This window comes from Bacillus sp. FSL M7-1020 (assembly GCF_038050415.1).
GTDB classification, from domain to species: Bacteria; Bacillota; Bacilli; order Bacillales; family Bacillaceae_G; genus Bacillus_A; species Bacillus_A toyonensis.
The window spans coordinates 1,076,712-1,103,378 of the sequence record NZ_JBBOTW010000001.1 but is presented as its reverse complement, the minus strand read 5'-3'; the positions used below and the strand labels follow the sequence as shown (position 1 = coordinate 1,103,378).

Sequence of the window (26,667 nt, the reverse complement as noted above, 5' to 3'; positions counted from 1 at the left end):
GCAGGTAGAATGGTTTCATACTATCCAATAATAATTCTTTCTTTCGGATATTTATAGCGAGGTGGTTGTTCTCTTCCACCACTAGCTAATATAAATGTTAAAATACCGACGCGTCCGATAAACATAAGTACAATAAGTACAAGTTTACCCACAGTTGTTAAATCTGGCGTAATACCTGTCGATAAACCTGTCGTCCCGAAAGCAGAACAAACTTCAACGATCAAGCTCATAAGCGGTACATTTTCCGTAATGGATAAAATAAATAGTGCCGTGGCACATAATAATATCCCCATCGTCATAACGACAGATGCTTTTAATACATCCTCTTCATGTAGCTGTCGTTTAAAGACTCGAACCGTTCTACCGCCCCTTGCAAATGTATATAACGATAATATACTAACCGCAAATGTTGTCGTACGTATCCCGCCCCCAACCGAACTTGGAGATGCTCCAATAAACATTAATATACTCATAAATAAAAGCGTTGGTTGTGACAATTCACGTATATCCATTGTAGCGAGTCCACCGCTTCGCGTCGTCACAGATTGGAATAACGTATAGAAAACCGTTTCATGCCATGACTTTCCTACTAAAAAATGATTTCGTTCTAGTAAAAAAATCATGATGGTTCCAACAACAACAAGTGCAAAAAATGTTGTTGTCGTCAATTTTGTAAATAACGAAAAACGAAAAAGTTGTTCTCTCTTCTTACTAAGAAATTGCTTCACTTCCATTAACACAGGGAAGCCAATCGCCCCTAAAATAATGAGTAACATATGAATCATTTGAACGATATAATCTTTTTTGTACGGGATTAGCGATTGTCCTGTTAAATCGAATCCACCGTTCGTCGTTGCACTAACAGCGGCAAAGAAACCGTGAAAATAAGCTTCTTGCCAAGTCGGAAAGTACAGTAAAAATCTTGTACCTAACAGGATGGCTCCAATGATTTCTATCGAAATAATTACAATTAAAATAGAACGCATTAATTCTACAAGACCCGATAAATTTCCTTGATTATGGTCTGCCATAATTAATCTTCTTCGCTGCAAACCAATCTTTTTACCCGTTATAATCCAAACGAATGTGCCAAGTGCCATGATGCCTAATCCGCCTAATTGTAAAATTAGAGCTAATACAATAATTCCTGCTGTTGTAAACGTATCTGAAATCGTAACAACTGAAAGTCCTGTAACACTTACCGCACTAACAGATGTAAATAGGGCATCGATAAATGTCCATTTCACACCATCCTTCGTAACAAATGGTAAACTAAGTAATATTACCGATACGACTACTGCTAATAAATAAAACAAAACAATAAGTTGTACGGGGCGTAATTTTTGTAAAAACTTTTTTATATCTCTCATTCCATCACTTCGCTACCTTTTTTCTATCGATTAAATAAAGAAAAATCATCACTTTCTTTATTTGTAAATAACTGCTGAAATAGTTTTGCAAATACCATTCCGTATACAGTTCCATTTCCCCCATATGGCAGTGCGTAATATAAATTATGTATCTTTTTATCTTCTTTTAAAATAGGGAGACCATCATGACTACCACCAAATGCTGCTGCCCAATAATACTCTGCCTGTATATTATTAAACTGCGGGAACATTTCTTTTACAATATTAATAAGGATATCACGCTTATGCAATAATTTCGTATCGCCGATATTTTGAATTTTCAACGCCTCATCTAATCCGCCTACAATAATGCGGTTTTGATACGTTCGAAAATATAGGTAAGGCCGTGCCGTTTCCCAAATTAATGATTTCTCATGCCAACCTTCGAACTGATCTATCTTATTTGTAACGACTGCATAAGACGTTTCTACTGTTGTATTTTTTTCTTTCTTTCCAAAAAGCGCTTCATAACCTGTCGCCATAATAATATTCTTTGCTACTATTTTATTTCCTGTTTTTGTGTAACAAATTAAATCATTTTGAATTTGTTTAATATGTATTGCCTCTGTATGTTCATATATAGTAGCACCCATTTGCTTTGCTTTATGCAAAAGACTATGTGCTAACAAATATGGATTCACTTCTGCGTCACCGCTTGTATATAATGCTGCTTGTTTTGCAAATGAATAACGTTTCTTAATATCAGACTCTGTAAAATATTCAACTGGAAATTCATAATAGCGTAACGTATTATATTCTTCTTGTAAAAATGAAATATCCTCATCTCTACTCGCATAATACAAACTATTTCGCGGAATAAAATGGGGATCAATATCGAGAGTCGGTACAACCTTCTCCATTGTTCTAAGGGCTTCATAACAAAGCCTATATGCCCGTACCCCTTTTACTTTCCCAAATGTATGAATAAGAGAGGTTAACGATTTATCATGAAGAAATTGTAATAAACCTGTATTGGCAGCTGTGCTACCACATGCAATTGCTCTTTTTTCAATGAGCGTAACACGCATTCCTATCTTCGCTAATGAATACGCTATATGAGCACCCGCTTCGCCACTTCCGACTACGAGCACATCACATATCATATCATTTTCTAACGTTGGATAACAAGGTACAGAAACTCCTCTATTCCAAAACAACTTACCAGTCATAAGCTTCATAATTATACTCCTAAAATGTAAATTTCTCCTTTCTATGTTTTGTTATTTTCCATAAAAAAATCCAACTAACACAACGCTAGTTGGATTTTTTATTTTTAATTGGAACGCTCTTCAAGCCAATTTCCAATCGTCGGATATGTTTGTTTTACAGCTGTTCCACCGTAAACGATAGACATATGCCCTGTTGGTAAACATACATATTGTTTATCTGTGCTAGAAATATGATCTAGTAAAGCTTCTACTTGACATGGCAGAGCGATATGATCACGTTTCCCGGAAATATTTAAGACATTCGCCTTAATATTTGCAAGGTCTACCTTTTGTCCACGAATAACGAGTTCACCTTTAACCAATTTATTATTTTGATAAAAATCACGAATCCACTGTCTGTATGATTCACCCGGGAACGGAATGCCATCGCCAACCCACTTTTGAACTAATTTCCAGCTTTCGACGAAGCGCTCATTTTCTGAACGATCAACTAAAGCAACGTATGGACCAACAAAATTCGTAATTGGTTTTAACATCTTATTTCCGAAATCAATCATTTCCGGCGGAATATTTCCGAATGTATCAACCGCCTTATCTAAATTGAAATATTTCTCATCTAATAAAGGACCATATAATCCTGTTTCAGAGAAATCGAAAGGACTTGTCATAAAAATTAAGTTACGAATTGGCATATGCGGATGAAGTGCCGCATAAATAGACGTTAGCGTTCCACCCATGCAATAACCAAGTAAAGAAATCTCATCCGATTTTGCAGTTCGCATTACTTTTTTCACTGCTTTTGCAATATAATCGAACACGAAATCATCAAATTTCAAATGACTATCTTCTAAACCAAATGTACCCCAATCAAGCATATACACATCAAAACCACGATCTACTAAATATTCCACTAAACTATTTCCAGGAGTTAAATCCATAATATATGGCTTATTAATAAGAGCATATATTAATAAGATTGGGACTCTCTGTGTTTTTTCTTGTTTTGGAATGTAACGATAAAGCTTCGTTTTATTCTTCGTCCAAATAACCTCTTTCGGTGTTAAACCAACTTGTGGTTCTGGTTCGCGTAATAAAATTTCGCTCGCTCTTTTCACACGGCGATATGCTTTGCGATATTCTTCTGGGTACAACTCCAATTGCTTTTCCCATTCTGTTACGAATGTAGTCATTTTTCTATCTCCTTTTCGGTCGATTTCTTTCTAAAAAAAGAAGTGCATTCCTGATATGGGTATGCACTTTTTTCTTACTTCATTACATGTATAATCCACCGTTAATGTTTAATTGCTGACCAGTGATATACGCACCGTCACGGCATAGGTATACTACACCTTTTGCAATTTCATCAGCTTGTCCAAAACGTTTTTTCGGGATTTTCGCAACGATTTTTTGACGCACTTCTTCTGGTACCTCTGCTACCATTTCAGTATCGATAAATCCTGGGCAAATTGCGTTTACAGTTACATTTGTTTTTGCAAGTTCTAACGCTAATGATTTTGTAAATCCTAGCATACCTGCTTTTGCTGCTGAGTAGTTTGTTTGTCCAAATCCACCAGCTTGACCAATAATAGAAGAAATACTAATGATTCTTCCTTCTTCTGCTTCCGATATGTATGGAAGTACCGCACTTGTCGTATTAAATACACTACTTAAGTTCACGTCAATTACGCGCTCCCAATCTTCACGATTTAATTTTTTGAATGTACGATCTCTTGTAATACCAGCATTATTAACAAGAATATCCACTTTACCAAAATGATTCACAGCTTCTTCTACAAGTCGGTTTGCATCTTCTACTTTAGAAACATCCGCTTGAACTGCATAAACGTCATGCCCTTCTTTTCCTAGTTCATTTACTAAGTTTTCAGCTGCTTCTTTACTGCTGTTATAGTTAATAACTACTTTTGCTCCCTCTTGTGCTAATGCTACTGTAATTGCTTTTCCAATTCCTTTTGCCCCACCTGTTACGATTGCTACTTTGCCATTTAATTGAACCATTTCTTTTCCCCCTTAAATGAATTTGTGAACGATTATTATGAATCATTTTGGTACCCATACTAATAGAGTCCATATATTAATTATGTTTCGTTGTTTATACGTGAAAACGAGATTCTCCCTCTCTCTTTTACACGTTGTAAACAAACGCTATTATCATTTTTTATTTTCTGGCTTATTCGCCGGCTTTACTTCTTCTTTTACAGGTACTTGTAGTTTAGCTAGTACTGCATTTTGCTTTTCTAGCAATTCTAAAATTTGATCAACTTTCGTTTCTAACGTGCGAATATCTTGTTTTACTTTCGTAACATCACGCTTTAATGTAGGAGCTTGTCCTAACGAATCCACTTTCTCTTCTAGAACTTCCTCAATATTATCAACTTTATTTTCTAAGTTAATAACAAGCGTAGCTACTCTAGCGATATCCTCTTTCGTTGGCACGTTCACTTGTTCTAAATAACTTTTTGTCGTATCATTTAATGCTTTTTGATAAAACAAATTCAAGTCTAGAACGCTGCCCATCCAAGCAGAATATTCTTCTGTTTTAATTGTTTCATTGAGCGCTTTTCCCCAAAATGTTTCGGTTTGTTCATAAGCATTTTTCCATGCTTGCAATGGATCGAATTTTTGATCAATCACTTCGCCTACACTCCCTTTTTTGTTTTTGAAACAATTCAACCTATTCACTATTTTCTAATATTCTGAATAAAACTTCAAGTCTATATTTTATTTTTCTTTATTTTCCAACAAATGTATTGACATTAAAAACAGATAGGTGTAAATTGCACTTATAAGCAAAAAATTCCATCTAACTGATTCATGAGGTGATGTACAATCATGCTACATAATGAACCAGAACACCCAGAAAGTTTGGAAAAAAACCAAGCGAAACAACCAAACTCCATGCCAAAAAACTTCTTAGTTCCTTTCTTACTTCTCTGTCTAAAAGACTGGAGTCTTCATGGTTACAAACTCATTCAAATGCTAATGGACATCGGCTTTTCTTCTGTTGACCAAGGTAATGTTTATAGAACACTACGCAAGTTAGAAAAAGAAAACCTTATTTCTTCTACTTGGGATACAAGCGATGGAGGGCCAGCAAAAAGAATTTATTCTTTAACTGAATATGGAGAGCAATATTTATCAACATGTGCGACTTCTTTTGAACATTATCAAAATATGTTGCGGACGTTTTTCACGTTATACACCAATGCATTCTTTCCATTTTCTACTTCTCCAGAAAAGGATGAAAAGGATTCTTCATCTTCACCTGGTGGTACAGCAGAGTAATCTGCGTTCACAATATGCAAAAAAACATTTGGAGGTCAAACAATGGAAACTAAACCATACGAATTAGTCGATGCATTTTGGAAAAACTGGTCTCAATCTCTTTCCCTCTTCTCTTCAGCTGGGAAACAATTAGAGCAACTTACTTTAGAAACGTTAAAACAACAACAAGACGCTTTGCATAAATTAACATCAGGAGTAAATGAACTAGAAAAAGAACTACAACAATTCACAGCTCAGTTCAATAACCAATATACAGATTACGTGAAGCAATTAACTGGAAACTCCTTAAATGATCAAATTAACGAGTGGCAAGGGAAATGGAATGAGCTTTCTACTCAAATGCATCAACTTACTGTTTCTCCTACAAAAACATCTTTGTCTATTCTTACTCAAACTAGCGGTCAATTTGAAGAAACAACAAAACACTTTATTGAACAACAACAATCGCAACGCGAAGAGGTTCAAAAACAGTTAGAAGTTTTTTTGGGAGAGTTCAAGTCCAAACAACTAGAACTCGCAAAGCAGTTCGAGGAAAACTCAAAAAATCTATTTACTTCCATCAAGTAAGAAAAATGTGGCAACTAACTGCAGCACAAACAAAACTCTTTCTTCCTCCTACTACATCAAGATGGCTTACATTTTTCGATATGGAAAAGAAGGAGGACAAAATGAATCCATTTCAAGAAGCACAAACTGTTCCAGAGCTTCGTTATGATGAGATTCAAGTCGGTGATCAAGCATCTCTAACAAAAACAATTACGGATGAGGACGTTATCAATTTTGCAAAATTGACTGGAGATGTAAATCCTATTCATATTTTAGACTCTTTTGCAAAAACGACAATGTTTAAAGAACGTATTGCTCACGGTATGCTCGTTTCAAGTTTTATTTCTACTGTTCTTGGAACGAAACTCCCAGGAAAAAATACGATTTATTTATCCCAAAACGTTTCATTCCGTGCTCCTGTCAAAATCGGCGATACACTTCGTGTAGTGGCAGAAGTCATTAAAAAACGTGATGATAAGAAAATCATTACATTACAAACAAACATCTACAATCAATCCGATGATATTGTCGTGGAAGGTACAGCGACAATACTGAAAAAAGAGTAGCAAATTTGCTACTCTTTTTTCTATCCAAGAACTTCTAATCACACCGATTACTTCCGGGTATGAGTACATCGTTTCCACATAAAATAACGTTACCAGTTTAGATAGTACTTAACTTGGCTGAACTGGACTACTCAAAAGGATGTGTGTCAACATGGTAAAAACAAACAAATTACTAGTTCCAGGTGCAGAACAAGCACTTGAACAATTTAAATATGAAATTGCACAAGAATTCGGTGTTAGCTTAGGCTCAGATACAGCATCTCGTTCTAACGGTTCCGTTGGCGGTGAAGTAACAAAACGTCTTGTTGCTTTAGCTCAACAACAATTACGCGGATAATACTATAACATATGGCTTAGAGGCAGATATTCTCTGCCTCTTTCTATTTGCAACATACATAATAGCGCTTTTTCACATACTAGTAAGAACAAACTGAAAGGAACGATATGTGAGATGAAACGGATTAATATTAGCATGAGCCCTCCTCGTGTTCTTACTTTATCTTTTATTGTATTATCAATTGTCGGCACATGCTTATTAAAACTACCAATTGCTACAACAACATCTATTTCATGGCTCGATGCCTTATTTACAACGGTTTCTGCTTGTACAGTTACAGGGCTTGGTGTTGTGGACACTGGAAAAGTATTTACCTTATTTGGTCAATGTGTAATTTTAACACTTATACAAGTTGGCGGTCTTGGCATTATGAGCTTCGCTGTTTTAATTGCAATTATGCTTGGCAGAAAAATCGGTCTTCAGAATCGCATTTTGTTACAACAAGCACTAAATCAAACGAATATCGGCGGTGTCATTCGTCTTGCCAAAGCATTATTTCTATTCTCTTTTACAGTAGAATGTATTGCTACTTTGCTCCTCTCTTTTGAATGGGTACCAAAATACGGAATTGCTAAAGGGTTCTATTATAGTTTTTTTCATTCGATCTCTGCCTTTAACAACGCTGGTTTTTCTGTGTGGAGCGATAATTTAATGTCCCATTCTCATAGTATTCTCGTCAATCTCGTTATTTCTTCTCTCATAATTTTAGGTGGAATCGGTTTTACAGTGATTATAGATATAAAAAGAAAAAAGAACTTTAAAAACCTTACATTACATTCAAAACTCATGCTCTCTTCTACTCTAATCGTCAATATTATTGCTACCGTTTTTATTTTCATATTCGAGTTCCATAATTCTCTTTCTATGAGAGGTTTTACCCCATTTGAAGAAGGAATGGCTGCTTATTTCCAAGCAATTTCAACGCGCACTGCCGGATTTAATACCGTTGATATTTCTGCATTAACAAAACCTTCCCTTTTATTAATGATGCTTCTTATGTTTATTGGTGCTGGTAGTGCTTCAACTGGTGGTGGAATTAAGTTAACAACATTTTTAATTATGTTTTTTGGCGTATTTAAATTTTTACAAGAACAAGATGATATTGTTGTGTTTAAAAAATCCATTAAAGATACGCTCATTGTCAAATCATTGACCATTACTATTATTTCCATTTCATTTATCTTTGCTGCTATTTTAATTTTAAGTATTACTGAGCGAGTTCCTCTATTGATGAGTGCTTTCGAAGTATTTTCAGCATTTGGAACAGTCGGTCTCAGTATGAATTTAACGCCACACTTAACGATAATTGGAAAAGCTATTATTATCTTTATGATGTTTTTTGGAAAAATGGGACCATTAACATTGGCTTTTTCATTTGCACGCAAAAAGAACCGGAAAATAAAATATCCGAACGAAGATATTTTAACAGGTTGACAACCGTATAAATTATCCATATAATGAGAGTACAATAGCATATCTCCAAAGGGGAGTAGCGTCCAAGAATATTTCTTGGAAACAAAGTCGTCATTACGTAGAACTTAGTTCTTCCGGCTTTGTTGGCATTTTTATTACATATGTCTAGCAAGACCTTTGCCTATTAACGGCAGAGGTCTTTTTTGTATTCATTACCAAATTCTTCCGAAGTTAATAGGCAGGAGTATGGGGAAACTAAATAGTGGGGAAATTCTTCACTTATTTAGTACTTATAGAAATGAGAGGAGAATGTACATGGATGTATCATTATTATTGGAGTATGGTTGGGTATTACTCATCCTGATTGCACTTGAGGGGATTTTAGCGGCTGATAACGCGCTTGTTCTTGCAATTATGGTAAAACATTTACCAGAAGAAAAACGTAAAAAAGCACTATTTTACGGATTAGCGGGGGCATTTGTTTTCCGATTCGGATCGTTATTTATGATTTCGTTCTTAGTCGATGTATGGCAAGTGCAAGCAATCGGTGCTATTTACCTTATGTTTATCGCTGGTAATCACTTATTTAAAACGTATGTTAAAAAGAATACGGATGAAGACACAGAAGAAAAAGAAGCAAAGAAAAAACAAGAGAATTTTTGGTGGACTGTATTTAAAGTCGAGGTTGCTGATATCGCCTTTGCAGTTGATTCAATTTTAGCTGCTGTTGCATTAGCAATGACTTTACCGAAAACAGGACTAGGTACAATTGGTAGTCTTGATACTGGGCAATTCGTTGTCATCTTTGTAGGTGGACTTATTGGATTAATCATTATGCGATTTGCAGCAACTGCTTTCGTACAAATATTAAAACGTAAACCAGGACTTGAAACTGCAGCATTCTTAATTGTAGGTTGGGTTGGTGTGAAGTTAGCAATCTATACATTAGCACACCCTGCATTAAATGTAATTCCGCATTCATTCCCAGAATCTACTCCGTGGAAACTTACATTCTGGATTGTATTAGTTGGAATCGCAGTTGGCGGTTGGTTCTTCTCGAAAGAAGTAGAAGTAAAAGTAGAAAAGAATTTAGACGAAAAAGCGCTGTAATTACAGCGCTTTTTCTTTTTTATTTCAATTCCCTCTCTATTTTTAGAAAAAATTCCATTATACTACCTTTTGTAATCGCTTTCTTATTTTATGTATGTCCTTTTTGTGAAACATTGAACAAACTTATTGAAACTGTGAACGAATCCATGTACTTTATTCATATAAGGAGTATTTATAGAAGATTTACTAAAGGAGCGTATGACTCATGCTAGAACAAGGATTAGATTATGTTGTCAAACTGGCTAAGAGCAAAAAGAAAATGCTAGATATAAATCCGATGCAATATTTCATTCGTGCTGCACTTGCGGGCATTTATATCGGTTTTATTATTGTACTATGTTTTAAATTAGGTAACTTTTTTCACATTGCAGATTCACCAGCAACTTATTTAGCTGCTTCCATGTTTTTCGGGATTGCCCTCGTACTTATTATATATGGTGGTGCTGAATTATTTACTGGAAATACAATGTACTTCACAGTAGCAACTTTAAGAAAAGAAACAACGATTTCTGATACACTTCGCAACTGGATTGCATGTTATGCAGGTAACTTAGCGGGTGCTTTATTCTTTGCCTTACTATTTTACGCAACTGGCATTTTCGAAGCGATTGATCACGGTCATTTAATGAATAAAGTAGTTGAAGGAAAGATGAATACACCTACAATGCAATTATTCTTTAAAGCAATTTTATGTAACTGGCTTGTCTGTCTTGCCTGCTTCTTACCTTCTCAAGTGAAAGGTGACACAGCCAAAATATTAATGATGATGATGCTCGTTTTCACTTTCTTTTTATCTGGTTATGAGCATAGCATTGCAAACTTATCACTGTTTGCTTTATCTTTAGTATCACCACATCCTGAGACAATTTCTTTTGCAGGCGCTATTCATAACTTAATTCCAGTTACAATCGGTAACATTATTGGCGGGTCCGTATTTGTCGGTATGGTATATCACTACTTAACAAAGAAAACACCTGATGTTAAACAGGAAGAGACTGTAATCGCAGCAGCTCAACAAGAAGAGATTATTCCTTTACAAGCACATATGAAACATTAAAAACTCCAAAGTTAGACTTTGGAGTTTTTAGCTCCCCATATATTTCACAATAATACTTGCTTCAATCTCTCCTTGTTTTTTTCCACCCTCTATTCTTTGTTTCATCTTATCCATACCAATGACATCATTTGTGTGAAAGTGGATTTCCTTAACATATAATCCCTCTTTACAAAAAATATTTACGAAATCAAATCCATTACTCTGCCGCCATCCCATATTAAAGTCGAGAGAAATAATATTTACCTCATTCTCCCTAACAAATTGCAAGGCAGTTTCTACTGTAGTTGCGGGCACATATCCAAACGGACAACCTCTTTGATCATCCATATATATATTCATTCTCTATCCCCCTCTATTTTGAATACACAATTAATACATAACATATTGCTCCAAGACTAATAAAAGGGCCAAATGGAATTGGTTTACTTGCTTCTATACGCTTTAATAAAATACCCATCCCGAAAAAACAAAGACTACAATAAGACGCTAAAAATAAAATAATAAAAACCCCTTTCAATCCCACTATAAATCCAAGTAGCGAGAGTAATTTTATATCCCCTCCACCAAGCCCTTCTGGATATATCTTTTGCATACAATATAACAAAAAGAGTATAACCCCACTACCAACTATACTATCTATCCACGTAACTAACGGTACAAAAATACATTCTAAAATAAGCAGAAAAGCAAACGAAATTAAAATACGATCAGGAATTAACATATATATATAATCTGTAACGGAGATAATAAGAAGTAACGAAAAAAGCGATAAAATGATGAGAAGCTCTCGTTCTACTCCAATCATATATACAGTAAGAAAAAATATTGTACCGGTTACAAATTCAAATACTACGTACAGAATCGGAATTCCCCTCTTACAATTCGTACAGCGCCCTCTTTGTATACAAAATGAAATGATTGGAATTAGTTCTTTTGGCTTTAGTACATACTTACAATAATGACAATGCGAACGCGGTGTAATAATAGACTCGCCTAAAGGAACCCTTATTGCGATTAGCATAAAAAAAGAACCAAACACCATACCCACTAACAATGCATATATATAAGTGAACATCCCTTCCTCTCCTTTCCAAAAGAACATAACAAAAAAAGGAGAGAACTTCTACTTCATATTATCCTTTATTCTACTAAAAAAGCAGGCCATTTTCTGGCCTGCTTTCCCCTCTTTTATACGATGAAATATACCGCTTTTAATGGTCCGTGTACTCCGACAACAAGATTCATTTCAATGTCAGCAGAGTTACTAGGTCCTGTAATAAAGTTAATACAAGATGCCGCTGTCTCGCCATTTTCTACACGTGAGTTCATATCCTGAACTGCTTGCGTAATACGAGGCACAAGTGTTTCACGTGGAATAATAGCAAAGTATACAGTCGGTAAAAAGTGTAAAGAACGTCCTTGCCCTTTATGACTTTGTACAACAATTGTACCAGATTCAGCTAATGTATAATCACTAAATGCAATACCGATATTCGCTTTTTCAGCTATACGCATATTTTCGTCTTTTCTCTCTGGATCCCATACGTTTACTTCAATATCTCGCTTTGGAAGTTCTTCTTTAAATAAAGATGTTAAACCATATGCATCAAAGCGTTCATCTGCTGATAATAAAATAGGTCCCCCGCCGTTTTCCATGATTACTTTTTGAAGGTCTTCATACAAACGGTCATTTGTCGTTTCTACTACAGTTGTATGAATGTTTGTACATTGCTTTTTAAATACTTCTAGTAATTCTTCTTGTGAATAATCTTTTAACGTTTCTATATTCACATTACTTTTCCATACTGGACGCTCGACACCTTCTCTTTTACGCGCACGCCCAAGTTCTTTTGCAATGTTATCTAGAAAGGAATCACGGTTTTGAATTAATCCTGCCATTATTTATTCCCGCCTTTCTTATGATCTTTATACCAATCACGGAATCTTTCTTTACTTGGCGCTGGGAATTCACGAATATCCGTCCAGTTTTTAAGTGGTCCAACACCTTTTGATACACGGTTACCAGATGTGAATGGACTCATTGCTGCTGGTGCCATTTTTGAGCCCATTTTGTATAATGCAGCTGAAGAAGCACCCATACTAAACATTTTCATCGCTAATTTTTCTGCAAGTGGCGCACGTCCTTCTTGTTCAACGATTACTTGGCGATGCTTTAATAATAAATCATGTAATGGAATTTTTACTGGACAAGCCTCTGTACATGCTCCGCATAAACTAGATGCATAAGGAAGCTCTTTGTAATCATCATATCCACCTAAAAGTGGTGTTAATACCGCACCGATTGGTCCTGAGTAAATCGATCCATATGAATGTCCACCAACGTGACGATATACAGGACATACATTTACACAAGCTGCGCAACGAATACATTGCAATACTGAACGGAATTCAGATCCAAGAATTTGAGAACGACCATTATCAACAACAACTAAATGGAACTCTTCAGGTCCATCAACTTCCTCTTCTTGAATTGGTCCTGCTACTGTTACATAACTTGTTAACTTTTGACCTACCGCACTACGGCATAGTAAACCAACTAAAACATCTAACTCTTCCATTGTCGGAACCATACGTTCCATACCCATTACTGCTATTTGTGTTTTCGGAATTGACATAACAAGATCCGCATTACCTTCGTTCGTTACTAAACAAAGAGATCCCGTATTTGCAACAGCGAAGTTACAACCCGTCACACCAATTTCCGCATCCATAAATTTCTCACGAAGTTGTTTACGAACAAACTTTGTCATCTCATATGGATCATCAGAATTTTCATAGCCAAGTTTTTCTTTAAATACATCGCGAATTTGCGTTCTATTTTTATGAAGTGCAGGCGCAATAATATGTGAAGGTGGATCGTTATCTACTTGCAAGATATACTCTCCTAAGTCACTTTCTAACACTTCACAACCAATTTCTTCAAGCGCATGGTTCATACTAATTTCTTCTGTTACCATCGACTTTGATTTCACTACTTTTTTCGCTTGTTTCTTTTTCGCGACGTCTTGAATATACTTTGCTGCTTCCTCTTTCGTTTTCGCAAAGTACACATGGCCGCCTCTTTTTGATACATTTTCACTTAACTGCATTAAGTAATAATCAAGATTTTCTAACGTATGTTGACGAATTTGTTCACCTAGTTCACGCCACTCTTCCCAGTTTCCCAATTCGTCCGCTGCTTTTAATCGATTCGTATATAAACGCGTTTGTGCAGAAGATACTGCTCCACGCATAAACGAATCTTGAATTCCATCGCCTACGCGATCATTAAATTTTTTCTCACTGATTTTCATAGACATAGCTTATGTTCCCCCTTCATGAGCGACTATTCAGTACCTCAGCAATATGCATTACTTTTACTTCTTTTCCTAAACGCTCAATACGTCCGCCAATGTTTAACAAACACCCACAATCTGCACCGATTAAATAATCAGCACCTGTTTCCATTACACTATCTACTTTTTCATCTACCATTTGCTCAGAAATCGGAGTCATCTTAACTGAAAACGTTCCCCCAAACCCACAACAATTTTGCACGTTTGGCAGTTCTCTCACAGTTAATCCTTTTACATTAGACAATAAAATTCCTGGTGCCTCTTTTACTCCAAGCAGGCGTGTCATATGACAAGACTTATGAATAGTAGCTATTCCTGGTAAACTTGCACCAACATCTGTCACTTTTAAAACATCTACAATAAATTGTGTAAATTCATATGTTTTATCAGCAACCTTTTGTGCACGTTTAGCCCATTTCGGGTCATCTTTAAAAACATGCGGATACTCATGAAACATTGTCGCACAAGAGCCAGATGGCGTAACGATATATTCTGCATCTTCGAAAGTTTCAATCATATGTTTCATCGCTTCTTTTGCTGCTTCTACATGGCCGCTATTATAAGCAGGCTGACCACAACAAACTTGTGCTTCCGGAAATTCAATTTCACAACCTAAACGCTCCAATACTTCAACTGTTGCTTTACCGACATTTGTTTCAAACATATCGACTAAACAAGTAACAAATAAAGTAACTTTCATAATTATTACTCCCCCTCTTTACAACTTCGCCAACAAACATATGGTCATCAGATGACTTAAGAGAGAAGAAATAGGCTCAACCATGGCCTATCCTCTCCCTTTTCTAAAGAAAACGCTTACTTAATCTTTCTCTATTTTATCAGAAAATTAGATTTTTTGAAGATTAAATTACGAATTTATATCGTTTCTACCTGTGACAATATGTTCTACATTTGTTAAATGCTCTAGCATTGCTTGCTGCGCTAATTCTACATCTTGTTTTAAAACCGCATCATATATAACTTGATGCTCTTCTATAAGTCGTTCTGATGTCGTTTGTTCACCATATAAAATAATGCGTCTTGATTCACCAATCGTTTCAGCAATCATCTCTGAAACATGATTCATGAGTTCAAGCAAAATGCTATTATGCGAAGACTCTGCAATTCCCATATGGAACTGAAAATCTGCTTTTTCGCCAGCCTTTTCATCTCCAATGCTCTTTGCCATTTCATCTAACCAATGTTTCATATTTTGCAAATTATCTTCCGTACGTTTTGCCGCTGCTGCTCGAACTGCCCCCACTTCAAGCACCTTTCGCACTTCTAATAAATTCAAAATATCTTCTTTCTTCATTAATAATCTATTGTTTAATGATTTTGTTAATGAAGAAGAATCAAAGTTCTTCACATATGTGCCTTCTCCTTGCTTCATTTCAATTAAGCCCATCGCTCTTAGCGCACTTAACGCTTCACGAACAGCAGATCTGCCAACTTGAAACTGCTCAGCTAATTGATGCACAGGAAGTAGCTTGTCACCAGGTTTTAACGTACCATTTTTAATCATTGTTAAAATAGCTTCAGATACTTCTTCGTAAATTTTTTTCGGTTTAATAGATTTGTACTCCAGTTAAATCACCTCAGTATCTTCCAAACAACAATTGAAACGATTTATAAGAACTTAGCATCCATACCTATTTTAGAACGAATTGGTAAGAAGTACAAATGTTTTGTTCATAAAATAGTCAAATTTTTAATATTTATTTGCTATTAATTTATATCTATTCCTATATTCATTTATATTCAATTGAAAAAGCATGTCCTTTACATTAGAACATGCTTCCTTCATCTTGTATTTTTAACTTAATAAATACTGTTGTTCCCTTACCTTTTTCACTTTCTATTTTCCACTCACCATCATGTATATGAACAATTTGCCTTACAATCGCAAGCCCTAAACCTGTTCCACCATGTTGGCGACTTCTCGCTTTATCAACTCGGTAAAAACGCTCACCAAGATTCTCTAAATGCTCTGCATCAATACCTATTCCTGTATCCTTTATTTTCAACTCACAGTAATCGTCTATTTGCTCTAGCGTTATTATGATATTCCCGTTTTGATTTGTATACCGTATCGCATTATCTAACACGTTATGAAGAACTTGTTGCATACGATCTTCATCAATCATTACGATAATTTCAGGATTTAAATTCGTTGAAATACGAAGTTTTTTTTCTATAAACTTTAGTTCATACGTATCTAACACATCTTCAATAAGCTGCGAGAACACAATAGGTTGCTTCTTTAGAGGAAAATGTTCACCTTCTAGTTGCGCTAAATCTAATAAATCATGAACGAGACGCTGCATACGATCCGCTTCTTTATGAATAAGCTGCGTCACTTTTTCTTGCTGCGGTCCCTTTGCTACACCATCTAAGATAGCCTCACTATACCCTTTTATATAACTAAGCGGTGTTCTAAGTTCATGCGAAACGTTAGCCAAAAATTCCTTACGCTTTACATCTTCTGTTTCTAAAGAATGCGCCATTTTATTAAATGCTTTTCCTAATCGTCCAATTTCATCTTCTGAAGAAATGGTAATCCGCTCCGAGAAATCTCCAGTAGCGAAATGATTGGCAACCCGCTCCATTTGCGAAAGCGGCTTCGTAATCGCTATAATAATTTTTCTCCCAATCCATATCGTAATTAAAATCATAGCAATTGCTAGCGGGGCTAAAATAAGACCCATATCATATATTAAGTCTTTTATACTTTTTAAAGGAATATAAGAATATACAATTCCAACTAACTTTTTATTATCTAAAACAGGGATAACAACCCCCATAATATTCCGATCAAAATGTTCTTCATATCCTACCTTTGTCACCGTTTTACCATCTAGTAGTGTTTGTCTATCCCCTTCACTTATAAGAGAATGATGATGCACATCAAAAGGCAAACATGCGCTTAGATCACGAGGATTGGAAACGAAAAGAACGTCTGAACTAGATATTTGATCAAATGCTCTTACTTTCTCTTCAAAAGTTGACATTCCTTCATTCTTATCATATTGCGTTGCAAGACGCTTTCCTTCCATTACTAATGAGTCTTTTAAATTATCAACGTATAACTTTTCATACGAGTATAAAGATACAAAATAAAGAAAGGAAACTGTTACACATACTGCACATACTACTGTAAGCCAAAGCTTTTGTACCATCGTAAACATACGTTACACCTCAAATTTATAGCCTACACCCCAAACAGTTTGAATGTAGTTTCCACTTTCTCCAAGTTTCAAACGCATCGTTTTCACATGTGTGTCTACTGTTCTTGTACTTCCCGCATAATCATACCCCCACACCTTTTCAAGCAATTGTTCCCGGCTAAATACTTGTCCTGTATGTTGGCAAAGGAAATATAGTAAATCAAACTCCTTTACTGTAAGAGAAATCGGATCGCCATCTGCCTCAATCCTCCTACTTTTTTCATTAATAAGAATGGGACCAAATTGAATCTCCTCTTGCTGTTCTTGCTTTGTATAACGTCTTAGTACAGCTTCCATACGAGCAATTAATTCACCTGGACTAAACGGCTTTACAATGTAATCATCTGCTCCCATGCGTAAACCGTTCACCCTATTCCACTCTTCACCTTTTGCCGTTAAAAATATAATTGGCACATCTGACGTTTTTCGAATCTCTTTGCAAACTGAAAGTCCATCCATCTCTGGCATCATAATATCTAATACAACGAAATCATAATGATCTGACTCTAATTTTTTTAGAGCCTCTTTTCCATTTTCAGCTTCTCCCCACTCGTATCCGAAGTTATCTAAGTACATTCCGACAAGTTGCCTCATGTCACTTTCATCATCTACAACTAGCACTCTATATTTACCCATTGTCCTTCCCTTCCCTCTCTATGAGTTGAAATGGTCCTTTTCCGACTTTAATTGTTTGTTTTATTTTCATACTCTTCATATCCATGACGCACACTTCATCACTATCATAACTTGCTACATATCCTTCTGCCCCGCTTTTCAAAAATGCAAATGGATTTGAGCCTACTTCAACGGAAGCTACCTCTTTATACGTACTAATATCAAATTTTCTAAGCGTATTCGAACCATGGCTTAATGCATATACGTACTTATTATCTTTCGTTATGTTCACAGGCATAAACGGGGCGTGTAAAGAACGTACCATTTCGCCGCTCTGTAAAGAATACACTAATACTTTCTCATTCACTTGATTTCCATCACCATGTCCGCCAATCCATATCTCTTTTCCATCCGGACTAATCGTTGCTCCTGTTGATGCTGGTGGAATCATAAAGGATTGTATAACCTCTTTTTTCTTTGTATCAATTGTCGTTAGCTTCGTATCATAAAAGTTTAGTACAGATAACTGGTTATGATACTCTACCAGGGTTATCGGTCCTTTTCCTGTTGAAACACTTTCTGTCTCTTTCCCTTCTATCGTAAAGAACCTTATCTTTTGTGCATTTTGATCGGCGGCAAACAATTGTTTTTTATCTTCTGATACAACCACATTTACAATGCCTTTTCCAGTTTTATATTTTTCCACTTGCCTTCCTTCTGCTAGTGAATATACATACATGTATTCTAACTGCTTACCATATACAAGTATGTCCTCGCCGTTTGGAAGTAGTGCAATTCCTGCCATCGGTTCATTTAATTCCCATGTCGTAATTAATTTATTAGTTTTTTTATCAATAAAACTAATACTGCCTTCTTTTATATTCGTTGTTATAATAATACTTTTATCTTCAGTAATTGGTGTATATGAACTTCCTTGACACCCTACTAATAGAAATAAAAAACAGAGAAGAAAAACATACTTTCTCAAAAGATTCCCTCCATTTTCGAATGATTTCGTTATAATTGTAAAATAACAAATAAATGTGTGGAAAGTGTGAAATCTTCCTTTCTTATTCAACTTACATATATAATGTACAACAAATAGAATTTGAGGTGTGCAAATTATGCTTTTTCCTGATTTAGCGAATAAAATTGTACGGGAAGTACGCAGACTAATTACAGAAAATATTATTATCATTAATATACAAGGTGTTATTATCGCCAGTACAGATGCAAAAAGAATCGGTCAATTTCATGAGGGAGCACTCCGCTGCGCGAAACAAAAGAAAACCGTCATCATTACAAAAGAAGATGAACGACGGTTGCAAGGTGTAAAAGCCGGGATGAATCTTCCTTTACTATTTCATGACGAAGTAATTGGTGTTATTGGAATTACAGGAGAACCCGACAATATTTCACAATACGGAGAAATATTACGGAAGATGACCGAATTATTAATTCATGAAAACTACTTTTTAGAGCAATTAGAACTTGAACACCGTTCTTATGAAGCATTTGTCTTTGATTGGCTTCAAAATACAGACTGGTCTTCAAGTTTTCTCGATCGTGCAAAAACACTTGGCGTTGATTTATATAAGAAGAAACAACTTATTTTGTTTTCGATTGATCAAAATGATACGATGCTCCAGCGTAAAGTTTGGCAACATATTCGCAATCTATTAGCAAAAGACCATCTATTTGTTCGCTGGGGAAATGATCGATTTATTTTATTTTCAGCGATGAGCTCTAAAGAACAAACTTACCTATTTTTAAAACGGTTAAAACATGACTGTGAAACTTTATTTTCTATCCCTTTATATATCGGGATTGGGCAAACCGTTACGCCAAGCAAGATGCACATATCATATGAACAAGCACTACGAGCGCTTTCTGTGTCACTTGAAACGAAAAAAATTGTATTTAATGAAGATTTACGTTTAGAAATGTGCTTACAAGATATTTCTATCGAAACGCGAGAACAGTTTCTAGAGCGTACCATTGAAAACTTAGTACAATCTCCTGAGCTCATGCACACTTTACGTTTATTTATCGATTATAACCAATCTTATAAACAGACAGCTGAGCAATTACATATACACATTAATACATTGCATTACCGACTAAAAAAAATTGAAGAACATACCGGACTTGATCCGAAACAATTCAAAGATTTAAATGTTTTATACTTCGCACTCCTTTTATTAGATAATCATACAAAAAAGAACGATAAAACAGATTAATCTTCAGATGATTATACATAGAAAGAATCCTCCAACTTTTTTATCATTATAATGAAAGCACTGTTACAACGTTTTTATTATGACTAAACACGTTAACAGTTTGAGGGGGATTTCCAATGTTAGAAAAGCAAATTATTCATTCATTCGTATCCATTGTTGGCGAAGATAATGTAGATACATCCAATATGGGGCGCTTAACTTATAGTTATGATGCCACTCCAAACTTCCAAGCAATGCCTGATGCAGTCATTGCTCCTCGTAATACAAATGAAGTAGCTGAAGTGTTAAAAGTATGTAACTCTCACAAAATCCCTGTGTATGTTCGTGGTTCTGGAACAAACCTTTGTGCAGGAACTTGTCCACTAGAAGGCGGTATCGTCCTTATTTTCCGCCATATGAACAATATTTTAGAGATTGATGAAGAAAATTTAACAATTACCGTACAAGCTGGTGTCATTACACTTGATATTATTAAAGCAGTAGAAGAAAAGGGATTATTTTATCCGCCAGATCCAAGCTCGATGAAAATTTCTACAATCGGCGGTAATATTAATGAAAACTCAGGCGGATTACGTGGGTTAAAATATGGTGTAACACGTGATTATGTAATGGGTCTTGAACTTGTCTTACCAAATGGTGATATCATTCGTACTGGTGGTAAATTAGCAAAAGATGTTGCTGGTTACGATTTAACTCGTCTATTTATCGGTTCTGAAGGAACACTTGGAGTAGTAACAGAAGCGATATTAAAACTTGTTCCTATGCCTGAAACGAAGAAAACAATGCTGGCACTCTACGAAGATATTAATGAAGCTGCACGTGCTGTTTCTTCTATTATTGCAAATAAAATTATTCCAGCGACACTTGAGTTTTTAGACCAACCGACAATTGAAGTTGTAGAAGAGTTTGCACAAATCGGTTTACCAACTGACGTAAAAGCAATTTTATTAATTGAACAAGATGGTCCACCCGAAGTGGTCGATCGAGATATTGAAAAAATGGCTAACGTTTGCCACTCTATGAATGCAGTTGATGTTCGCGTTGCAAAAGATGAAGCGGAAGCAGATGCACTTCGTACAGCACGCCGTAGCGCACTATCAGCACTTGCAAGATTAAAACCGACGACAATATTAGAAGATGCAACAGTACCTCGTTCACAAATTGCTCCGATGGTTGAAGCTATTAATGCCATCGCAAAAAAATTTAATATTCCTATTTGTACGTTTGGACACGCTGGTGATGGAAACCTACATCCAACTTGTATGACAGATGCCCGTAATGAAGAAGAAATGCACCGTGCTGAACAAGCTTTTGCTGAAATATTTGCGAAAGCAATTGAGCTTGGTGGTACGATTACTGGTGAACATGGTGTTGGTGCGATGAAAGCTCCCTATTTAGAAATGAAATTAGGTAAAGAAGGTATTGCCGCTATGCAAGGGATTAAACAAGCCTTCGATCCAAATAACATTATGAATCCTGGAAAGATGTTCGCGAAAGACACTCGTAAAAGAGTGGTGGTTGAGCGATGACAACATTAAATAAAGAAAACATTCAAAAGGAATTTAAAGAACGATTAAGTGAAGATGAGCTACTAAACTGTATGCGCTGCGGGTTCTGCTTACCTACTTGCCCTACTTACATTCAATCTGGGTATAAAGAATCACATTCGCCGCGCGGACGTATCGCATTAATGAAAGCTGTCGTTGATGGTTTAATCGAGCCAGATGAAGATGTTGAAAATACTTTAAACGTTTGCCTTGGCTGTCGTGCTTGTGAACCTGTTTGTCCATCTGGTGTGAATTATGGACATTTATTAGAAGAAGCCCGTGATATTATTAATCAAAATAAAAAATTCTCTATGCCCGTGAAAGCCGTTCGTAAAATCGTTTTTGAAGGATTATTCCCACATCAAAATCGAATGAGAACTTTAACTGGACTTATCGGATTTTACCAACGTTCCGGCTTACAAACGTTAACTCATAAAACAGGTATTATGAAGTTATTCCCTGAAACACTTGCAACGATGGATCTCGTTTTACCAAAAGTCCCTAAAATGAAAGCAATGAAAGATCGTCCTACATTTTTATCTGCTGAAAGTACAAAGAAAAAACAAGTTGCATTCTTCACAGGCTGTTTAATGGATACGATGTTTTTAGAAACAAATAACGCAACGATGAAACTTCTTCAATTAGCCGGTTGTGATATCGTTATCCCGCAAACACAAAGTTGCTGCGGTGCATTACATGGACATGCTGGTGAAAAGAGTGGAGCAAAAGAATTAGCGAAACGAAATATAAAAGCATTCGAAGACTTAAACATCGACTATATTATTACGAATGCAGGTGGTTGCGGGGCTTACCTCGTAGACTATGATTATCTTCTAAAAGATGATCCAGAATGGGCTGAACGTGCAAAGCAGTTTGTTACTAAAATTAAAGATATTACCGCTATTCTAGTAGAACTAGATTTCCATAAACGAACTGACTTACGACTCACGCCGCAAATTATTACGTATCAAGATTCTTGCCATTTACGTAACGTTATGCGAACATCTTCTGAACCTCGTATGCTACTAGAAGCCATTCAAGGCGCAACATACCGTGAAATGAAAGATGCGGATCGCTGCTGTGGTTCGGCTGGTATATACAACATTGTACACTCAGAATTATCAATGGAATTTCTAGATTATAAAATGGACCGTGTACATGAAACAGATGCAGCAACAATTGTCACTGCAAATCCAGGGTGCCTATTACAAATGAAACTAGGTATTGAACGTGAAGGTCTTTCTCATAAAATGAGAGGAATTCACATTGTAGATTTATTATTAGAAGCAATTGAAACTAACTCGTAATAACTCGTAACATACGTAATAATAGGAAAACGGCTATCTCCTTCGTCTATGTAAAGAGATAGCCGCTTTTTTGTCTGCTACAACATTAAAAATATGTTACTTTATTATAAAAAAGAACAACAGAAACATTACAGTTTTGTAAAAAACAATCCAGTATATTCCTTAAAAAAACGTTCAAACCATTGATACAATAGGATTCTTCATTTTCAATATAGGTACATTTATCCAAAAACCTCCTATTAAAACGAAGTATAAAAATGCTGAAAATTCCTTTTACACTCTACGTTTCTCTTATTTCTCTCCTTTTCTCTCCTTAGGATAAATTAGGTAAATTTTAAGTCTATGAATTTTTTTCCATCTTTTTTCTCGTAAATTGTATGCTACGATGGATTTGTCAGTCAGACAGGCTGTCAAAAACAAATCGTGTGAAAACAAATTAAAACTTTATATAGGGGGACACACATCATGAAAAAGCGTGTTTTATTATCTGTAGCTGCTGCAACAGCTCTTACTTTAGGAGTATCTTCTTTAGATGCACAAGCTGCAACAGTACAACCATCTAACGTAAAGGTTCAAAATATTCAGCATTCAAAAGTGATGATGAAGCAAATGAACCAACAAGAGTTACAAGCATTCTTACAATCTATGGGAGTTGAATCATTAGCACAATGGCAACAAGGAAACTTCCAACCAAATTGCTTCGTTCCTGTTCAACAACCTACTGAAAATGTTGTAACTGAGCAACCAACAGCTAAGCCAGAAACTCAAAAGCCTGTTGAACAAAAACCAGCTGAGCAAAAGCCTGCTGAACAAAAGCCAGAAGCTCAAAAGCCTGCTGAAAACAATAATACGCAAAAACCTACAGAACAAAAACCAGCTGAGCAAAAGCCTGCTGAAGAAGCAAAATCTTTAAGCGAGTTCGAACAACGTGTTGTTGAATTAACAAACGCTGAGCGTACAAAACAAGGCTTACCAGCACTAAAAATCGATACTGAATTAAGCAAAGTAGCGCGTGTTAAATCTGAAGATATGCAAAAAAATAACTACTTTGATCATAACAGCCCTACATACGGGTCTCCGTTTGACATGATGAAGAAATTTGGTATTTCTTATACATCTGCAGGTGAAAACATCGCTCAAGGCCAACGTACACCTGAAGAGGTAGTACAAGCTTGGATGAACAGTGCTGGACACCGTGCAAACATCTTAAATAACGGCTTCACTCACATCGGTGTTGGTTATGTAGAAAGCGGTAACTACTGGACACAACAATTTATTACGAAGTAAATAGATAAAAAGAGTCTTCTCATAATGAGAAGACTCTTTTAAGTTTCGTAACTTTCTATTATGTATGAATATAAAATGTAGGACATAAACAAAATAGATCCGCAACTTATTACGCTAAGCAATACATAAAATCCCCACTTCAAGTTCAAAAACAAGGAAAACAGTATACCACATGCCATCACTTGAAAAATTCGTCTACTCACTAAACGAATTTTTTGTAATTTAATTGGATCTTTTTCTTTACCCTTTATCTTTTTAAAATCTTTGCTAAGCATAAAAAGAAACATACTAATCCCGATCGTTAATCCTGTCTGAAAGGATATAAAACTTCCAAAATTAATAACGAGAATAAGCATATGAATAAACAACATAAATAAAGTAATCGTCTTTATAAATCCGCCTATAATGAAATGCTCTCCTCCATTAAACTTATATATATTATGTGAAATAATATACACAAATCCATGTAAAAAAATAATAAGAACCGGAATAAATGCAACAACAACTTGTTTACTCATAAATTCGTTCGGCCCACCATTTTCGTTCCAATGTACTGCCAAACGTTCTGGTAAATATGGATAGATGCATAGGGTAAATAAAAGACAAGCGAAAAATATTCCTAGTATATATTTATATTTGACCAAGTAATTCTCACCTCTCTTTTCTCTTTACGGCTTCGCTTCTTTTAGAGAAATTCCTGCAAAAATTTACTTTTCTCAAATTAAAACTTACACTTTACACATTTTCCCTTTGAAATTCTTTCATTATATTGTTTAATTTTGTAGGAAACGGTACATCAATTTCGATCTCTTCTTTCGTAATTGGATGCAAGAAATTAATTTTCATTGCATGTAACGCTTGCCCTGACATATATGTTGTTTGTCCACCATATAACACATCCCCAACTAGCGGATTACCATTATGGCTCATATGCACACGAATTTGATGCGTTCTACCTGTTTCTAATTGTAAGGTTACAAAGGTTGTATTGTGCTTTTTAAAATACTTTTCTACTTTATAGTATGTAATAGCTTCATCACCCTTTGGGGAAACACGACGTCTCGTAGCATGATGTCGATCCCTTCCAATAGCAGCGTCAATTGTACCCTTCTTCTTTTTCACTTTCCCTTCAACAAGCGCAGCATACGTTCTTTTTATTTTTCGTTCCATTAATAAACGATCCATAATCGCGCCAGCAATTCTATGTTTAGCAAACACGACACCACCTGTCGTATCTTTATCTAAACGATGAATATGGCGAACCTTCGTCTCTAAACCTTGCATTTGAAAATGAAAAGCAACAAGGTTTGCAAGTGTTCCCGTTCCACCTTTTTCGGCAGGGTGTGTGTCCATTTTCTCTGGTTTATTTACGATAAGTACGTGATCATCTTCATATACTACATGTAACTCACCATATTCTGGCTCTACACCGTACTCTTCCTCCATAAACATGTGAACTTGGAATTTATCGCCCTCTTTTAAAAGCTCATTCCATCTTCTCTGTTCACCGTTAACAGTAACACCTTTTTCCATACGAAGCTGATGTAATAACTTTTTCGGTAGTTCCCATTCTACTTTTAATAACGATTCGATACTTATACCATTCCATTTAGCCGGTACAGTAATTTCGCACCATTCGCCCTTCTTCTTTGTTTCCATACTATATCACCTTATTTCTATTGATTCTCTCATTGTAACGGAAAACACGCTTTGATGCATCGTCAAAAATAGAGGACAGCCTTATAATCGACTGCCCCTCACGCTCTAAGCCTTTTCATTTCCTGCAATACTTCTTCAGCTTTTTGCTCATACGATAAATCTTTGAAGAAATCCGCCAATCGTTTATAGTCATTGTATGTATCTAATAAGTCGTCTATTTTCTCTCCTTTCATAACTTGCTGCTTTTGCTTCATTTTTACTGGATACCGATAGCCCGATAGCTCTTGTATTTTGTAATACTCATCCTCTACTTGAATAACCTTTACAAGTTCCTCCTCTTCTGCGTCCATCGTATATCCATCAAACTCTCTAAGCAGTTCATAAATGATATGAGTCCATTCATCTTTTGGATAAAATCCTTTTTCTAATCGATAACCGACAATGCGATACATATGCCCATCGTTTTCTGAAAATTGTACTGTATCATTTAGCTTAAATTTGAAATAACGAAACATTGCC

The 26,667-nt window shown here is 35.7% G+C and carries 28 protein-coding genes and 1 riboswitch; of the genes, 11 read left to right on the top strand and 17 right to left on the bottom strand.

The window, feature by feature from the left end; all coding sequences use genetic code 11:
- Positions 1 to 20: 20 nt before the first annotated feature.
- The 5 genes from MHB70_RS05680 to phaR all read right to left on the bottom strand — a co-directional run bounded on the left by MHB70_RS05680 (position 21) and on the right by phaR (position 5,230).
- Positions 21 to 1,370 (bottom strand): TrkH family potassium uptake protein, encoded by a 1,350-nt coding sequence (locus MHB70_RS05680; protein ID WP_001204701.1) that lies wholly within the window; start codon positions 1,368 to 1,370, stop codon positions 21 to 23.
- A 23-nt stretch (positions 1,371 to 1,393) separates the two neighbouring features.
- Positions 1,394 to 2,587 (bottom strand): NAD(P)/FAD-dependent oxidoreductase, encoded by a 1,194-nt coding sequence (locus MHB70_RS05675; RefSeq protein WP_000772554.1) that lies wholly within the window; start codon positions 2,585 to 2,587, stop codon positions 1,394 to 1,396.
- 95 nt (positions 2,588 to 2,682) lie between these two features.
- The gene (gene phaC, locus MHB70_RS05670; RefSeq protein ID WP_000206839.1) at positions 2,683 to 3,768 is read right to left on the bottom strand and encodes a class III poly(R)-hydroxyalkanoic acid synthase subunit PhaC; all 1,086 of its coding nucleotides are present in this window, start codon (positions 3,766 to 3,768) and stop codon (positions 2,683 to 2,685) included.
- 82 nt (positions 3,769 to 3,850) lie between these two features.
- Positions 3,851 to 4,594: an acetoacetyl-CoA reductase gene (locus tag MHB70_RS05665; protein ID WP_000250411.1), complete on the bottom strand. Its 744-nt coding sequence runs from the start codon at positions 4,592 to 4,594 to the stop codon at positions 3,851 to 3,853.
- Between the two features lie 153 nt (positions 4,595 to 4,747).
- Positions 4,748 to 5,230, bottom strand: coding sequence for a polyhydroxyalkanoic acid synthase subunit PhaR (phaR, locus tag MHB70_RS05660; RefSeq protein ID WP_000566960.1), 483 nt, complete (start codon positions 5,228 to 5,230; stop codon positions 4,748 to 4,750).
- A gap of 198 nt (positions 5,231 to 5,428) precedes the next feature.
- On the opposite strand from phaR, the gene phaQ reads away from it, so the two are divergent.
- From phaQ to MHB70_RS05625, 7 genes are all read left to right on the top strand, one after another.
- Positions 5,429 to 5,881: a poly-beta-hydroxybutyrate-responsive repressor gene (phaQ, locus tag MHB70_RS05655; protein ID WP_000903016.1), complete on the top strand. Its 453-nt coding sequence runs from the start codon at positions 5,429 to 5,431 to the stop codon at positions 5,879 to 5,881.
- Between the two features lie 42 nt (positions 5,882 to 5,923).
- Entirely contained in the window at positions 5,924 to 6,448 is a 525-nt protein-coding gene (gene phaP / locus MHB70_RS05650) for a polyhydroxyalkanoic acid inclusion protein PhaP (protein WP_000448600.1), read from the top strand.
- A 101-nt stretch (positions 6,449 to 6,549) separates the two neighbouring features.
- A complete protein-coding gene (locus MHB70_RS05645) occupies positions 6,550 to 6,993 on the top strand; it encodes a MaoC family dehydratase (RefSeq protein ID WP_001067920.1) in 444 nt (147 codons plus the stop codon).
- A gap of 151 nt (positions 6,994 to 7,144) precedes the next feature.
- Positions 7,145 to 7,330: an alpha/beta-type small acid-soluble spore protein gene (locus MHB70_RS05640; RefSeq protein ID WP_000241211.1), complete on the top strand. Its 186-nt coding sequence runs from the start codon at positions 7,145 to 7,147 to the stop codon at positions 7,328 to 7,330.
- Between the two features lie 114 nt (positions 7,331 to 7,444).
- Positions 7,445 to 8,764, top strand: coding sequence for a TrkH family potassium uptake protein (locus MHB70_RS05635; RefSeq protein WP_000822351.1), 1,320 nt, complete (start codon positions 7,445 to 7,447; stop codon positions 8,762 to 8,764).
- A gap of 38 nt (positions 8,765 to 8,802) precedes the next feature.
- A riboswitch (yybP-ykoY riboswitch) is annotated at positions 8,803 to 8,968 on the top strand.
- 90 nt (positions 8,969 to 9,058) lie between these two features.
- Positions 9,059 to 9,853 (top strand): TerC family protein, encoded by a 795-nt coding sequence (locus tag MHB70_RS05630; protein WP_000383309.1) that lies wholly within the window; start codon positions 9,059 to 9,061, stop codon positions 9,851 to 9,853.
- A gap of 205 nt (positions 9,854 to 10,058) precedes the next feature.
- A complete protein-coding gene (locus MHB70_RS05625) occupies positions 10,059 to 10,910 on the top strand; it encodes a formate/nitrite transporter family protein (protein ID WP_000893032.1) in 852 nt (283 codons plus the stop codon).
- Between the two features lie 27 nt (positions 10,911 to 10,937).
- Here the strand turns inward: MHB70_RS05625 and MHB70_RS05620 are convergent, their stop codons facing one another.
- The 9 genes from MHB70_RS05620 to MHB70_RS05580 form a co-directional block, all read right to left on the bottom strand.
- Positions 10,938 to 11,249, bottom strand: a complete 312-nt coding sequence (locus MHB70_RS05620; RefSeq protein ID WP_061530714.1) for a cyclic-phosphate processing receiver domain-containing protein — start codon at positions 11,247 to 11,249, stop codon at positions 10,938 to 10,940.
- 13 nt (positions 11,250 to 11,262) lie between these two features.
- A complete protein-coding gene (locus MHB70_RS05615; protein ID WP_002038259.1) occupies positions 11,263 to 12,012 on the bottom strand; it encodes a prepilin peptidase in 750 nt (249 codons plus the stop codon).
- Between the two features lie 86 nt (positions 12,013 to 12,098).
- Complete coding sequence (locus MHB70_RS05610) at positions 12,099 to 12,809, bottom strand: LutC/YkgG family protein (protein WP_000907756.1); 711 nt, start codon at positions 12,807 to 12,809, stop codon at positions 12,099 to 12,101.
- On the bottom strand, positions 12,809 to 14,230 hold the full coding sequence (locus MHB70_RS05605) for a LutB/LldF family L-lactate oxidation iron-sulfur protein (RefSeq protein WP_000061931.1): 1,422 nt from the start codon (positions 14,228 to 14,230) through the stop codon (positions 12,809 to 12,811). The genes MHB70_RS05610 and MHB70_RS05605 overlap by 1 nt, the downstream gene beginning before the upstream one ends.
- 16 nt (positions 14,231 to 14,246) lie before the next feature.
- On the bottom strand, positions 14,247 to 14,966 hold the full coding sequence (locus tag MHB70_RS05600) for a (Fe-S)-binding protein (protein ID WP_000869145.1): 720 nt from the start codon (positions 14,964 to 14,966) through the stop codon (positions 14,247 to 14,249).
- Between the two features lie 168 nt (positions 14,967 to 15,134).
- Positions 15,135 to 15,824 (bottom strand): FadR/GntR family transcriptional regulator, encoded by a 690-nt coding sequence (locus tag MHB70_RS05595; protein WP_255253890.1) that lies wholly within the window; start codon positions 15,822 to 15,824, stop codon positions 15,135 to 15,137.
- A gap of 229 nt (positions 15,825 to 16,053) precedes the next feature.
- Positions 16,054 to 17,454, bottom strand: a complete 1,401-nt coding sequence (locus tag MHB70_RS05590; protein ID WP_000494805.1) for a sensor histidine kinase — start codon at positions 17,452 to 17,454, stop codon at positions 16,054 to 16,056.
- A gap of 3 nt (positions 17,455 to 17,457) precedes the next feature.
- Positions 17,458 to 18,129, bottom strand: a complete 672-nt coding sequence (locus MHB70_RS05585) for a response regulator transcription factor (RefSeq protein ID WP_000521658.1) — start codon at positions 18,127 to 18,129, stop codon at positions 17,458 to 17,460.
- Positions 18,122 to 19,096 (bottom strand): YncE family protein, encoded by a 975-nt coding sequence (locus MHB70_RS05580; RefSeq protein WP_061530715.1) that lies wholly within the window; start codon positions 19,094 to 19,096, stop codon positions 18,122 to 18,124. The genes MHB70_RS05585 and MHB70_RS05580 overlap by 8 nt, the downstream gene beginning before the upstream one ends.
- Positions 19,097 to 19,232: 136 nt before the next feature.
- Here MHB70_RS05580 and MHB70_RS05575 point away from each other — a divergent pair, with 136 nt between their 5' ends.
- The 4 genes from MHB70_RS05575 (at position 19,233) to MHB70_RS05560 (ending at position 24,489) form a co-directional block, all read left to right on the top strand.
- On the top strand, positions 19,233 to 20,348 hold the full coding sequence (locus MHB70_RS05575) for a CdaR family transcriptional regulator (RefSeq protein WP_000898653.1): 1,116 nt from the start codon (positions 19,233 to 19,235) through the stop codon (positions 20,346 to 20,348).
- 116 nt (positions 20,349 to 20,464) lie between these two features.
- Positions 20,465 to 21,877, top strand: coding sequence for a glycolate oxidase subunit GlcD (gene glcD, locus MHB70_RS05570; protein ID WP_000890749.1), 1,413 nt, complete (start codon positions 20,465 to 20,467; stop codon positions 21,875 to 21,877).
- Positions 21,874 to 23,202 carry a (Fe-S)-binding protein gene (locus MHB70_RS05565; RefSeq protein WP_061530716.1) on the top strand — a complete coding sequence of 443 codons (1,329 nt, stop codon included), beginning with the start codon at positions 21,874 to 21,876 and terminating at the stop codon, positions 23,200 to 23,202. Before glcD ends, MHB70_RS05565 begins: the two co-directional genes overlap by 4 nt.
- A 465-nt stretch (positions 23,203 to 23,667) precedes the next feature.
- The gene (locus MHB70_RS05560) at positions 23,668 to 24,489 is read left to right on the top strand and encodes a CAP domain-containing protein (RefSeq protein WP_061530717.1); all 822 of its coding nucleotides are present in this window, start codon (positions 23,668 to 23,670) and stop codon (positions 24,487 to 24,489) included.
- 38 nt (positions 24,490 to 24,527) lie between these two features.
- Here MHB70_RS05560 and MHB70_RS05555 read toward each other — a convergent pair whose 3' ends face one another.
- From MHB70_RS05555 to MHB70_RS05545, 3 genes are all read right to left on the bottom strand, one after another.
- Positions 24,528 to 25,133, bottom strand: coding sequence for a DUF1648 domain-containing protein (locus tag MHB70_RS05555; RefSeq protein ID WP_000241828.1), 606 nt, complete (start codon positions 25,131 to 25,133; stop codon positions 24,528 to 24,530).
- 91 nt (positions 25,134 to 25,224) lie between these two features.
- The gene (locus MHB70_RS05550) at positions 25,225 to 26,148 is read right to left on the bottom strand and encodes an RluA family pseudouridine synthase (RefSeq protein WP_000448340.1); all 924 of its coding nucleotides are present in this window, start codon (positions 26,146 to 26,148) and stop codon (positions 25,225 to 25,227) included.
- A 98-nt stretch (positions 26,149 to 26,246) separates the two neighbouring features.
- Positions 26,247 to 26,663: a hypothetical protein gene (locus MHB70_RS05545; protein ID WP_000490306.1), complete on the bottom strand. Its 417-nt coding sequence runs from the start codon at positions 26,661 to 26,663 to the stop codon at positions 26,247 to 26,249.
- Positions 26,664 to 26,667 lie beyond the last annotated feature (4 nt).

Bases quoted from the DNA above. Each gene is read 5' to 3' on its own strand.
- glcD (WP_000890749.1), top strand. From the start codon at position 20,465: ATGTTAGAAAAGCAAATTATTCATTCATTCGTATCCATTGTTGGCGAA.
- MHB70_RS05665 (WP_000250411.1), bottom strand. From the start codon at position 4,594: ATGGTTCAATTAAATGGCAAAGTAGCAATCGTAACAGGTGGGGCAAAA.
- phaC (WP_000206839.1), bottom strand. From the start codon at position 3,768: ATGACTACATTCGTAACAGAATGGGAAAAGCAATTGGAGTTGTACCCA.
- MHB70_RS05545 (WP_000490306.1), bottom strand. From the start codon at position 26,663: ATGTTTCGTTATTTCAAATTTAAGCTAAATGATACAGTACAATTTTCA.
- MHB70_RS05590 (WP_000494805.1), bottom strand. From the start codon at position 17,454: ATGTTTACGATGGTACAAAAGCTTTGGCTTACAGTAGTATGTGCAGTA.
- MHB70_RS05620 (WP_061530714.1), bottom strand. From the start codon at position 11,249: ATGAATATATATATGGATGATCAAAGAGGTTGTCCGTTTGGATATGTG.
- MHB70_RS05575 (WP_000898653.1), top strand. From the start codon at position 19,233: ATGCTTTTTCCTGATTTAGCGAATAAAATTGTACGGGAAGTACGCAGA.
- MHB70_RS05610 (WP_000907756.1), bottom strand. From the start codon at position 12,809: ATGGCAGGATTAATTCAAAACCGTGATTCCTTTCTAGATAACATTGCA.
- phaP (WP_000448600.1), top strand. From the start codon at position 5,924: ATGGAAACTAAACCATACGAATTAGTCGATGCATTTTGGAAAAACTGG.
- MHB70_RS05550 (WP_000448340.1), bottom strand. From the start codon at position 26,148: ATGGAAACAAAGAAGAAGGGCGAATGGTGCGAAATTACTGTACCGGCT.
- MHB70_RS05615 (WP_002038259.1), bottom strand. From the start codon at position 12,012: ATGTTCTTTTGGAAAGGAGAGGAAGGGATGTTCACTTATATATATGCA.
- MHB70_RS05635 (WP_000822351.1), top strand. From the start codon at position 7,445: ATGAAACGGATTAATATTAGCATGAGCCCTCCTCGTGTTCTTACTTTA.
- phaQ (WP_000903016.1), top strand. From the start codon at position 5,429: ATGCTACATAATGAACCAGAACACCCAGAAAGTTTGGAAAAAAACCAA.
- MHB70_RS05560 (WP_061530717.1), top strand. From the start codon at position 23,668: ATGAAAAAGCGTGTTTTATTATCTGTAGCTGCTGCAACAGCTCTTACT.
- MHB70_RS05625 (WP_000893032.1), top strand. From the start codon at position 10,059: ATGCTAGAACAAGGATTAGATTATGTTGTCAAACTGGCTAAGAGCAAA.
- MHB70_RS05605 (WP_000061931.1), bottom strand. From the start codon at position 14,230: ATGTCTATGAAAATCAGTGAGAAAAAATTTAATGATCGCGTAGGCGAT.
- MHB70_RS05645 (WP_001067920.1), top strand. From the start codon at position 6,550: ATGAATCCATTTCAAGAAGCACAAACTGTTCCAGAGCTTCGTTATGAT.
- MHB70_RS05600 (WP_000869145.1), bottom strand. From the start codon at position 14,966: ATGAAAGTTACTTTATTTGTTACTTGTTTAGTCGATATGTTTGAAACA.
- MHB70_RS05565 (WP_061530716.1), top strand. From the start codon at position 21,874: ATGACAACATTAAATAAAGAAAACATTCAAAAGGAATTTAAAGAACGA.
- MHB70_RS05675 (WP_000772554.1), bottom strand. From the start codon at position 2,587: ATGAAGCTTATGACTGGTAAGTTGTTTTGGAATAGAGGAGTTTCTGTA.
- MHB70_RS05630 (WP_000383309.1), top strand. From the start codon at position 9,059: ATGGATGTATCATTATTATTGGAGTATGGTTGGGTATTACTCATCCTG.
- MHB70_RS05680 (WP_001204701.1), bottom strand. From the start codon at position 1,370: ATGAGAGATATAAAAAAGTTTTTACAAAAATTACGCCCCGTACAACTT.
- MHB70_RS05640 (WP_000241211.1), top strand. From the start codon at position 7,145: ATGGTAAAAACAAACAAATTACTAGTTCCAGGTGCAGAACAAGCACTT.
- MHB70_RS05585 (WP_000521658.1), bottom strand. From the start codon at position 18,129: ATGGGTAAATATAGAGTGCTAGTTGTAGATGATGAAAGTGACATGAGG.